This window comes from Mycobacterium leprae TN, from assembly GCF_000195855.1.
GTDB classification, from domain to species: Bacteria; Actinomycetota; Actinomycetes; order Mycobacteriales; family Mycobacteriaceae; genus Mycobacterium; species Mycobacterium leprae.
On the sequence record NC_002677.1, the window covers coordinates 134,742 to 147,391 of the forward strand.

Annotated in this window: 3 protein-coding genes; all 3 read right to left on the bottom strand. The window is 60.4% G+C overall.

Annotation, left to right across the window (positions count from 1 at the left end; genetic code table 11):
- Positions 1–1,831: 1,831 nt before the first annotated feature.
- Positions 1,832–5,083 (bottom strand): arabinosyltransferase domain-containing protein, encoded by a 3,252-nt coding sequence (locus ML_RS00510; RefSeq protein ID WP_010907526.1) that lies wholly within the window; start codon positions 5,081–5,083, stop codon positions 1,832–1,834.
- The gene (locus ML_RS00515) at positions 5,080–8,415 is read right to left on the bottom strand and encodes an arabinosyltransferase domain-containing protein (RefSeq protein ID WP_010907527.1); all 3,336 of its coding nucleotides are present in this window, start codon (positions 8,413–8,415) and stop codon (positions 5,080–5,082) included. Before ML_RS00515 ends, ML_RS00510 begins: the two co-directional genes overlap by 4 nt.
- Before the next feature lie 958 nt (positions 8,416–9,373).
- Entirely contained in the window at positions 9,374–12,586 is a 3,213-nt protein-coding gene (locus ML_RS00520) for an arabinosyltransferase domain-containing protein (protein WP_010907528.1), read from the bottom strand.
- Positions 12,587–12,650 lie beyond the last annotated feature (64 nt).

Here is a 12,650-nt window from a genome sequence, read left to right on the forward strand (position 1 = left end):
AGTGACGACGCCATGGGGAGAGTTGGATGTGTCCTAGGGGTTGGCCAGTACGATACCGCCTCCTCTGCGTAATTCGACGTAAACCACTTGAAGCCGTTTAGCAGCGATGTGTTCCCGCCGCGTTAAGCGACTCGCCGAGCTTTTTCTCCGGTCTTCCAGATCGGAGTCGCCGGTTCGTTCAGCCAGTAGCTGCGCCGTCGCCCACACATTCTCCGGAGTGGAATTGGGCCAGTATATACTTCTGCACGTTGGGCTGTGCATAGGCGGCAACCATATTGAGCATTAACGATGCACCAGCATAGGGTGGTATACTCTCCAGTTTACCATATTTTGCATGATCGCGACCGTGCACAGTTCGATTTGTCAACGATACCGCCGAGGCTCCTATGGCGACGCCCCCGCATCATTGCTAGCACACTTGATGACCGACACCTGGCAAGACGTCGCACCGGACAAGCGTATTTCGCCCACTTCGATAGCTGTGTTTGGCGTTTTCTACTGGAGAAATGATTGTTGTCGCTTACACTAGAAAGTCTTCGGGCCCTAGCCATGGCGGCGAGCTATGGGTAGGCGGCGCAAAGCGATCTCCGGCTACTGGAATAACCTCGTCGCTACCGCTGATGCGTTCACCGATGGTTGGCTGTACGTTGTGGATTTCGCCCGAATCAGCTCCTAGGGATATCTGACTAGCGTCAATCGCAAAAAAAGATATGCTCATCAGAGGCAGGGAAGATATCTATACAGTTGAAATCTAGCCGTGCTTTATGCACATAACGCTGTTGTTGGCGCCGCATGCATCAGATTAGTCCTCATACCACTCTAGGGGAAGAAATCGCTTTGATGATCCACCTGGCTGCCCTTGATTTCTTCGGCGCGATAACCGACGGTACCTCTGCAAGTTCAATGGAAAAATCATCACATACGCACTGCAACAGCACTTCCCATAACATCCTAAACCGTCCCTTTCTTGACGGGGGATTTCATCTCACACTCGAGGTATGGGTCGTGCTCAATTCGGTGGTCGGTAGCAGGACGGTAAGGATCAGGGTGGGATCGAATTCCCCAATCAGGTTTTGAAGCACTTCGGTTACCCCACGACGGCAGACCGGCGCTATGTGGGTCTGCTGGCGGTAACCACGTTTGCGTCTAGCTCCAGAGCCTTGAAGATGTCCGCACCGCTTTTGATATGCCCGAGTCGAATAAATTCTCCGACTGTGGTGGACGATGTCAACCAGCGCATCGGCTGCCCCTATGAGGGAATCTATTTGTTGTCCAATGGTGGTTCGATACGTCGATGCTTTTGACGCCGAGTCCGGCCGGCCCGGTGGGCGTCTTTGGGATGCTGAATGCCCTTCAGCGGGATCGGTGGCCGAGTCCGTTTTCGTAATTCGGCGATGTTGTCTCAATTCAGCTTTGGGCGCGAATAGGTGGCAAAGAACGTTTCCACGCTGACGCCGAGCACCGGAGACACCAGGTTGCCGAGGAAACTACCGGGCATGCTGTCCCCTAGTGAGATCAATGTCCATATTGTTCATTTCTGCCACGGCGTCTTTCATCGGCGCCGAGTTTTGATTGGGGAAGATGTATAGGACTGCCGACGGTAGCGGCGGTCGAGCTGTTCTCAACATCTACTCGTTTGCGCACTAAGGCGGCTGCTCTGACCGTAATCGCCAGCGACGTATGCCCCAGACTGGTTTCGACACGACATGCGTTGCTGGACAAAGCGTTCCAACTTCGATATATTCATCAGTATCGCCGGAACCCGGCGGGGCACGCCTGCACGATAGAGCGCGTCCTAGCGGTTTCTGCCCGGATGGCCCGGTGTAAGAAGTCACGGTTTAATCCGGATCTTGCCCGGTGACCACCATCCGCTGCGGGTAGCGGTGTCCAAGTCGAGTTGCGCGGGATGGGTATCCACAAGGGGGTCGAACTTACGTAGTGAGCCCCAGTCGCGGCCCCAGTCGCGGGCCAGGTACGTGGACATTACATGGGCCCGCAGTAGTAGGTCGGTGATCCCCAACAGGCCGCCGTTGGCGCCGTCTTCCCAGGTGTCGGTATCTATTTTTTTAGCTGAGTAGTCGGGTGTGATGCGGAATTTCGGAATATCGGTGACGCCGTTAGCGTGCAGCATCGGCTGCTGACACGGGAACGCCAGCCCTACCTCCCAGTCCAGCAAAACCGGCTGCGACGAGCCGACGTACTCCTGCAGTGAGCGTAGTTCCGGCACCCGCGGGGGGGTCACCGCGATCCAGTCTTCCGGTGTCAGAGAGAGGTTCTCGGCCACAACTCGGACCGCAACCGCGTCGAAGGGCATCTGGGATCGTGCGAAGCGCAGGTTGCGCCAGGCTTTTGGTTGCTCGCCGTACAGATCGTCGGGAACTAATCGTCCCGCTGGAACCAGGCCGCCGTTGGGCCCGGGGTCGCCGTATTCCAGCACGACGGTCTGCCCATACGTGTGTCCATGCAACACGCTGTTACCGGTGATTTTGCCGGCGGCAGTTACCACCACCAGAGGATGTCTGTCGTCGGGTTTAGGCAGTTGGTACCAGGCGGAGGTAAGTCTGCTCTGTTGTTGCGCACCAGTGGTGTAGGTGCCTGCAATCGGCACCTTATTGGGGTTAAGGCCGTAGGGCAGCGGGACCACTGATCCGTTGATGCCCGGCGCTTTCAACTTCGTCGGGGCTTCCCAGTCGTAGTCGGTGCCAGGCTGATTGGGGGTTATTCGAATCGCCTCGGCCACCGTGTGTTCCGGCACCCCGTTCGCTGTGAAGCCGATCGCGTTGACTCCACCCAGCGGCCCCAGCGGGCCGTAGTTGCTGGGCAGCGCCGTCATGTAGCCCGCGTTGCTGTCCGGCTCGACGAGTACGTCGTCGGCCAGGCCGCAGCCGCCGGTCAACGCCCGTATATTGGCCCACCCGTTGGAGTAGGTAGGGTACTGTCGCACGATCCCGGCCACCATCGATCCTATGAACACCAACGTCATTAACCCGGCTGCGAACGGGATAGGCGCCCAGAAAGACACTGTCAACGTCCGGATCAGCCGACCTTCCCCATGCCCGGTGTTTGTGAAATGCAAATAGTACGCATAGAGCGCGACAATAGCAAAAAGTATGAAAAATATTGTGCTGAAAGTTATTCCGTCAATGCGTGGCATGGCACTGTTGAACGGAACGCCGTAGCTAGAGACATACCACCAGCCGTTGGTGGTTGCGAAGCACAACGTCATGACGAATAACAGTGCCGCCAGGAACGCCATCCGATTACGAGACCACCGCAGTACCTCATGTGACACCAGCACAGTTGTCAACGCGGCCACCGCGGCGCCTAACGCGGCAAACAGTCCGAAGTGATGCACCCACTTGGTTGGGGCGAATGTCAAGAAGAACATGGTGCCCAGGATGGTGCCGATGAGACGCCACGCCGGACCACGCGCTACGCCAGGAATCTGTTTGCGCCGCAATGTGATTAACACCGCAGTGAACAGGCACAGCGCGGTGATCAAGAAGCCGAATCGGCGTGACAGTGAACCGTCGACGGTGGGCAGGATGAGGTAATAATAGCGCAAGTTCTCTGTGTACCATGCCTGTGCAGGACCGATTGCGGTTCGAACCTTGGTGGCCTCCAACACCGTTGACAGCGTCTGCTCGGCGAATACCACCGTGAGAACAACGGTGCCAGCAGCTAGCAGTGGAGCTACCAGCGGCCAGGCTCCGACGGCGCGATGCCTGCGCACCAAAATGTACAGCATCGGCCGGCCGCCAGCCAGCAATGCTGCCACCGCGATCAGCCCGGTAGGCTGGATACCTATTGTGAACGCCGCAGTCAGCGTCGCCAGCGCCACCGGTGTCATGCGGCCGTAGGTGATTGCCCGCTCGATGAGCACATACGTTATTAGCGCGCCCAGGGCGATTTGGCCTTCAGGACGCAGCCCGTTGTTGAAGGGCATCCACGCCGCTAACAACACCAACCCGGCGGCCCACAACGCGGGTTTGAAGCCTACAATCGCGGGACCTAGTCGTGGCAGGACTTCGCGAGACAAGAGTAGCCAGCATGCCACTCCACAGATTAAGTCGGGCAAGCGGATCCACATGCTGGCGTCGCTGACATGGATCATAAGCGCTAGCAGGTTGTAATACCACCCGAAGGGGTCTTCTGGGCTGCCGAACCAGCGGAAATAGTTCGCCATGTAACCGGAGTGGTCGGCGGTGCGCGCCATCTGCATCTGATAGCCGTCATCGGAGGAGTTCGCGCCGATCACATGCCACAGCAAGAACCCGAATATCACCGCGACGTCGACCAGTGTGAACATGCTCCACCTGGCCGGAATGAGCCGACGCATTCGCCGGCCATCCAACTGGTCGAGGCGCCACAGTGCGACCAGGGCGCCGACGGTAGTAATGATCGCCAACATCATAGCAAACCGTTTTAGTGTCGTTGGCGTGCTAGAGAACCGGGTGTCAATGGTCGCCGAGAGCCTCAATCCGGACGGCGCGCCACCGGTCAGATCGGTGAACACCCCGACGATCTGCGGGCGTAGGTTCGGATCTGGAAAGCCGCCACGCAGCGGATTTCCGGCTGAATCGGTTACCCCGACGAAGGTGGCGAAGGTGCCGGCGTGCGTCGATGTGACCTCGATGCTGGAACATCCGGGTGCGCCTGCGTCCCCGGCCACCTGATTGCGCGGCACACTCAGGATCACTACATTGCGGTCGGTGACGTCCACCCGCTGACTGTTGACGTCGATGAACAACGCGTTGAGGTTGGCGTCTTTCCCCTGCTTGGGCGCGGTACCCAGGACCACCCCGCCGCTAGGCGGCAAGGCGGCGACCACAGCGCACGGTACGGTGGCGGTTATGTCGACCGGTGTTAACGAAATCAAGGGCGCCGTAACGCTATTCAATTGGCCGTTCTGCGGCCAATTCAGCGTCGCGGTCGTCTGCACCACCGGCAGCAGCGGTGTCACGACCGACGACACGAAGCCGATCAGCCCGGCGATGGCAGCAACCCAACGCGCCACCCGCACATTGCGGCTGGCAGTGCGGTTTGCGATTGCGACTCGGTGTGCGCGGTATATCACACTCATGGCAGCGCCCTAATCGGTCCTCGACGGATCCAGCCAGGCACTGTGATCATGCCCTGCTTCACAACGGCTTCTGGTGCCTGGTCGGCGGGTACTAGCCGGTAATACTGTTCCACCGATCCCCAGTCCCGGTACCAGTCGTCCCGCAGGTACGTTGAAATCGTCGAGGTTCGCAGTAACGCCTGCAGGAACAAGAACGGGCCGCCGGCCTCGCTGGATTGCCACAGGTTCGACGATGCAGCTGTCTGCTTGTGGTCGGGTAGTATGCGGTACTGCGGGAGTTCGGCGATGCCAAGGTGTTCGGAGAATGGCCGCTGGCAGGGGAAGTTCGCCGCCGTAGCGATGTCCATCAGCACCGGGGTCTGCGACCCAAGTAACTGCTGCAGAGTTTGTAAGACCGGCACCCGCGGCGGAGTGAATGCCAGCCATTGATCCGGGCTTAGGTTCGGATCGTAAGCCACGACGCGTGCCACATTGGCTTCCGGTGGCGCCCAGGTCAGCGGGAACCGCAGATTGCGCCATGCCGGCTGCGGCCCAATATCGATCGGCATCACCTGCGCGAGTGGCTGGATGATGCCGTCGGGACGGGTGACACCCCACTGCAGTTTGAGCGATTGTCCGTAGATGAAGTTGCCGTCCTCTTTATAGGACCAGATGGCACCGGCTGCGGAAACTACCACCAGCGGCCGGTCCGCGATGCTTTCTTTCCAATGGAGCGGCAGCTGATACCAGGCTGAGGTGGCCGAGGCGGCGAGTGTGTTTTCGCCGTAGCTGCCCATCACCGGTGTGCGGTCCGGATCCAGGCCGAACGGCAGCGCCACATGCGACCCGTTAACCCCCACCGGGCCTTTGCCGCCGGCGGTGCCCGCAGAGTCACTGAAAGTGACGTTGGGTTTGTTGGGGGAAGCGTCGGAGTTAACCAGTCCGGGTTTGCTCACCACCGGATCGGATTTCAAATCGTCGTTCACGCCTTCGGGTTTGAAGCCGATGGGATTCATCCCGCCCAGCGGCCCGGTAGGACCGAAGATTTGTCCCGGAACTGGCTGCAGCATCCCGGCATTGGGGTCGGGCTCGGTCAGTACATCATCGGCCATCGCGCAGACGCTGGGTGCGAGTCCGGACCGGAGTGCGGCCAGGTTGGCCTTGGCAGTGGTGTAGAGTGGGTAGCGGGCCACGGCTCCCTTGGCCAGCGAGCCGACTTCGCATAGGACCATGGTTGTCGCGACCACCACCAGCGGGGTCGTCGCCAGAAAGCGGTTGCGGCGGGTGTCTTTGACTTCGGTGTGTTTCGCGTAGTCGAGCCGGAAGTGCTGCCCTCCGGCCAGTAACCCGGTCAGGATTGACAATGTCAGGAATATCGACGTCACCGGGTGGCCGGCGATGACGGGCTGGATGTCGAACCAAGGAACCCCGTAATTGCTAACGCCAAACCAGCCATTGATGCCGGCGGTGGCCCACGCCAGTACGAACAGCAGCGCGGTAATGTACACCGTCAGATTGCGGCGGGTGTGTAGGCTGATCCGGGCGAAGGCGAACGCGGCAATAGCACCGAACGTGCCGGTCAATCCAGCTAACGCACCGAACTGGATGGCCCACTTGGTGGGCGTGAACGTTAACAGCAGCAGGCTGGTCGCGGTGGTGCCGATAAGCCGCCAGGTCGGGCCGCTGGCCAACCCCGGTACCCGGCTTCGGCGCAGTAACACCACCAGCACCCCGAACATGCACAACAACAGCACCAGCACCGGGAACCGCCGGGTCATTGAGCCGTCGGCGTTGGACTCCACCGTGAGGAAGTAGTAGCGCAGGAAGTCTTGGTAACAGGCGATCGTCGGACCGACTTTGTACTTGATGCGCGCCGACTCACCGACTGTGGCCAGCGTTTGACTATGGAACACCACCAGGGTGATCAGCGAAAGAGACGCCGCGAGCACCAGCAGTGGTGCCAGCAATCCGTCAGTCGTCCGGCGTCGGCGTATCGTCTGGGTGATGGCCCGCGCCCCGGTTAGCAGTGCCGCGATAGCGATCAACCCTTGTGGTGCCAGGGTAGCGGTCAGGATAGCGACCACCGCCGCAGTTGCGGCCGAAGCCAGTCGCCGCAGTGCGATGGCGCGTTCCACCAGCACCCATGTGAACAGCACACCGAGCGCAATCAGCGGCTCAGGACGCAGCCCGTTGTTGAACGGCAGCCACGCGGCCAGGAACATCGCACCCGCGGTGAGCACTGCCACCCGGTTGGTCGACAGACCACCCGTTCCGGGGCCCAGCCGCCGCAGCACCCAATGGTTGATTATGAGCCAGCATGCGATACCGGCTAGCGTGGCCGGTATCCGCATCCACACACCGGCGGTACTTACCGACGCTAATTTGGCCAGCACGGTGAAATACCAATCGAACGGCGCCTCCGTCGCACCGAAGTATCGGTAATAGTTGGCTAAATAGCCGGCCTCCGACGAGACTCGCGCTACGGTCAGATTATAGCCGTCGTCCGACGAGGTGGCGCCAATGATGTGCCACAACAGTAGCGTCGCGAGTACTCCCCCGTCCGCGATCCTGGAGGCACCTCCTGCTCGTGGGGGAGTCGCCAGGATGACGCGCCACTGGGCCAGCCAAGCCATCGACACCCGCCAGTTGATCAGGCGGTGGCCGTTCCGGTTGCGTCGGTCCAGGGCCGACAGCGCGAGTATGGCGATCAGGACCGCCGCCGCACCCACGCCTACCGCGATCTTCTTGATCGCGGTAGGCGCCGTGATGAAGCGGGTGTCGATGTCTATGTGGGCCGACAGCCCGGGTTGTACGGGCACTTTCAGGTCGGTGAAGATCCCACCTACCTGTGGTTTTTTCTCAGCTGTTAAAATTCCTGCGGCCCCTGGTATGCCGACAAAATTCGCGCCTGCGCCGCGGGTGTTGGCCCAGATGTGCAAGACGCTACAGTTGCCAGCGGCCACCGCTGGGCGTGGTGCTACCGCGGCTACCGAATCCCGGAATGCAACGACGACCGCGTTTTTGTTGGCGCGCACGAAGAGCCCGCTTTTGCCGGTATCCACACCACCGGAGGGCAGCGTGGAGACCACCAGTCCTACGCTGTCGGGTAAGGTAGCCATGGCCGAGCAAGGAATGGAGATATCTAGCGCGCGTGGCGTTCCGGACACCAGTGGCGCAGTTATTTGGGTTACCCAGCCATCCCTGGTGGCGCTTTGCGGCCACCGGATCGTCGCTGTGGTTTGTTTGACCGGCAGCAACGGAACCACGGCGCATAATAGCAGCCCCGTAATTCCTGCACCGACGGCGATCAACCGTATGATCCGCTGCGGTGGTTCATGACCGTCGTGGGGCACGAGGGTCGATCGTAAGCGACGCCGCTATGTCCGGTGAGGACGCGGGGCGATGCAGACCTTAGCTGGACTGACCTAGCTGTGCGGCCCGGGTGGCCTTTCCGGCGCTGTCGAGCTTCGGAGATAGCCGCGGGCCGGCCGGACATCGCCATCAAAAATGCTGCGTCCGGGACCGGTGATCTTTGGGCCGCGTCCGTGTATTCAATCGAAGTTGCCGCGCGTGCTCTGGTCAGACACCGGGGTAAAGTGCACTTAAGATTTTCTCTGGTTTTTTTTACCAATAAGTTTCCAACTGCTAGATCGGACCGATGCCCTAGTTGAGCATTACCTGGTGGGGAGACTCGTAGACTGATACGCGCGCCCATCGGCATTCGCTGCTGTCAATGTCGTGGTCATGGATAATGCCCCTCCCACCCGAGGCTTGAATACTGTCTTGGCGATTGGGACGGCCAGCAGGTTGTGCTCACGCGGCTTGAAATCGCCGAACTGCTCGATGAAGACAGCGAATGCGCGATAGCTCGGAGTGTTGGCGACAACCTGGTGCTGGACGGTGGGAATTCGCGGTTGTGTCGCGAGTTGTCTCTATTGGATCTGGTCTTGGCTAACGGTGGACGCTCTAAACGTAGGTGTCCAAAGGAAATCAATTCGTGATGCCCGACCTATCCGGTGGATTTGAGCATTTTGCGGTGCTGCGTATAGGCCAGCCTGCTGACTTGCAGGTCGTGGGCTAATTCACTGACAGCCAATGGGCCGTGCACAAGGCGCTCGTCATGTACCGGCGGCCAAGGGCTAGCCAAGTCCTGGTATCTCGGTAGGTGGTTAGGGATAGGCGTACGGATAGGGGTTGCTCAATGACTGATTAGGGAGGAATCCGGCAGAGAGCGGAGGCAACTGAATGTCTCGTGGCGGATGTCGAGCACGCATTTTGCGCCTCGTTTCCGGAGTGATCCCGGATGACGCTCTAATGGCGGAGTGGTGCAGGGTTCCACAGACCGCTGCGAGTGGTTGTGCCTAGCGACAAACGAGCGGGCTGGGCGTTAGGGTAGTAGGGCGTCAAGCGCTGCAATGCACCCCAGTCGCGTGACCAGTCGTCTTTGAGGTAGCTGGCTACTGTGGTCGCCTTTAACAGCAACTCAGTGACGCCCAGCGGCCCACCGCCGTTATTATCCATAACCGGTGAGTTGGCTTCGGCGCCGAATCGGTCAGGAAGAATACGCCACTTCGGCGTTTCGTCGACCCCATATTGATGGTCGAACGGCCGTTGGCAGGGGAATGCCAGACCCACCAGCCAGTCCAGGAATACTGGGTCCTGGTAGCCGACCACATCCTGCAGGGTGCGCAACTGCGGAATCCGTGGTGGCGTAAGTGCAATCCAATGCTGTGGCGCCAAATCTTCGTCGTCGGCGACTAAGCGGATCTGGGTCGCCATACTCGGGATCGCCGACAGGGGAAGCCGTAGGTTACGCCAGGCCGGCGATGCCCCGACATCAGAGAATTGGAATGCCCCACCGGGCTGTCCGCTTGCTGCTCCGCTATCGGTGGCCCATTGCAGTTTGACTTCGTGGTGATCGAAGCGCCCTGCTGCACTCACGACCAGCAACGGACCGGCCTTGTCCCGTGCTGGTAGTCGGTACCAGCCAGACCGCAGTCTGGCGACCACTTGAATGCCGGACTGCCAGCTGCCCAACACCGGTGTGCGAGCCGGATCCAAGTTGTAGGGCAGCTGGGCGCGGGAGCCGTTGATTCCTGGTGTGGCATTGGTGCCACCCTCGTTGCCGGCTTCGCCGCCGGTGGTCATCCCGTTTTCTTTGACGAAACTGCGGTCGCCCGGGGGTTCCATAACTGGGTCGGCTGACACGTCGGCTGGAATTCCGTTGGCTGTGAAGGCTTCCGCTAAGCTCGACCCTAGTGCGTCGGCTACCGGGGTGGACACCGGGAGCAACATGCCGGCGTTGGGATCCTGCTCGACCAAAACTTCTTCGGCCAGTCCACAGGTTTGTCCGGTTAACGCCTGCAGGTTGGACTTTCCCACCGTCCATGCCGGGTACTGGCCGATCATCGCCATGGTTAGTGATGCTACCTCGAATATGACCAGTGACCAGGTCGCAATTGCTATTGGGGACTGAACGATTCTGTCTATTCGTACTCCGAATCTGGTTTTGGCAGAACCGTTGGTGGTAGCAACGAAGTGAAACCATGCTGCCAACAGCAGCACTATCACCGTGAGCTCGAGTAGGGCGGTGGTTAGAGACCATCGCAGCTTTGGGAACGAATTTGACCATGGCACACCGAAATTGGAGACGTACCACCAGCCGTTGACGCTTGCGAAAGACAACGCCACCACGAACAGCACCACAGCGGCGAACACGGTACGGTTGCGTCGGGACCGTAGTGCCGCACTGGCTACTGCGACCGCAGCTAGTGCCCCTAGTGAGCCGGCCAGCCCGGCGAACACTCCGAAGTGGTGTGTCCATTTGGTTGGGGTGAACATCATCGCCAGAAACGAGGTGACGGTGATGCCGATGATGCGTCGACTGGGCCCGGCTGCAAGGCCCGGAATTCGACCCTTGCGCAACGACATTGCCACCGCCACCGATAGTGCTACGAGCAACGCCAGCACGGCGAAGCGGCGGGCGACCGAACCGTCGGGGCTGGCCATGAACAGTCGTTCGTAACGGATGTGCTCGTCAAACCACTTCAGGCTGGGCCCGACGGCGCGCTTGAGCAAGCTGGCCTGGCTCTCGCCGGCGAACGTCTGGTCTCGGAAGATCAGAATCGCGGTGACCGTGGACGCAGCCAGGATGGGCGCCACCAACGGCACCGCTCCAAACTGCTTGGAGCGGCGTTGCAGGATGGTCAACAATGGCCCGACGGCGACCAGCAGTGCGCCAATTGAGGCGATACCCGTTGGCCCGGAGAATAGGGTCAGTGCACCGACAATGCAGGCGACCGCCACCGGCAGCAACCGGCTGGTGGCCACCGCGCGCTCCACCGAACACCAGGTCAACAGAATTCCCAGGGCGATGATTGGCTCCGGTCGCAGGCCGTTGTCCAGTGGCAACCACACCGCGAGGAACATGCCCGCCGCAGTCCACGCCGCGGCGCGGCTGGCCTTGGCGGCGTGCCCCAGTCGGGGAATGACTTCCCGACTGATTAGCCACCAGCATGTCAGTGCCATAGCCAGGGTCGGCACCCGCATCCAGGCGCTGGTGGTAGTCACGTGCGCCCACAGTGCCAGAAGGTCGTAGTACCAGCCGAACGGTGCCTCGGGTGTGCCGAACCACCGGTAATAATTGGCCATGTAGCCGGCATGCTCGGATACTCGGGCCATCGTCAAGATGTAGCCATCGTCGGATGTGTTGGCGCCAACGAAATGCCACCATGCTAGTATGGTGATGACCAGGCCATCTAAACAGCCGATGGACCACCATCGGGACGGTAGTAACCGCCGGTGCTGAGTGCCATCAGCGGTGTCAAGGAGATGAAGGGCGACTAAAGCAACTATAGTAAGCACCACTCCGAGGATCATCGCGATCGTCTTCAAAAGTGTGGGGCTGCTGCTGTAGCGAGTGTCGATGGTCGCGGAGAAGTTTAGGCCTGTCGGAATCGGTCCGGACAGATCGGTGAACACCCCGACGATCTGTGGGCGGAAGTCATAGCCGCTGCGTTCGCCGCGCAATGGCACACCGGGATGCTCGGCATTGGGCCCGTACGTCAACCCGACGAACTCGGCAGTGATCTTGTCGAAGTACGCGGCGAACGTCAAGCGTTGGCAGGCTGGGCTGAGCACCTGGCTCATCGGGGCACTGACCACCGGAACGTTGCGGACCACGAGCACCAGGTCGTCGTTGGCGCGCTGTATGAGTAGCCCCCGATCGACGGCCTTCGGGGCCTGTTTGGGCACAGTCGACAACAGCACGGTCTGGCCTGCGCTCTGCGGCCCAGTCAGCCCGGCCGCGGCTGCACACGGCACGGTGACGTTCAGTCCGGTGGCTACATACCCGATCAGCGGTGCCTCGACGCTCTCGAACGTGCTGTTCTGCGGCCAGTTCAATTGGGCGGTGTTCTGGTTGACCGGTAGGAACGGGGTTGCCATCGCTAGCAAGGCCCCGAGCAGGCCGGCGATCACGGCAAGGAGGCGAGCGATCCAGTAGTTTGCTCCCGCGCCGCTCACGGAGGTTTATGCTAGCTCTGTGCCAATCCCCACCCCGCTGCGGAGCGAGGTGGGGTTACTACTT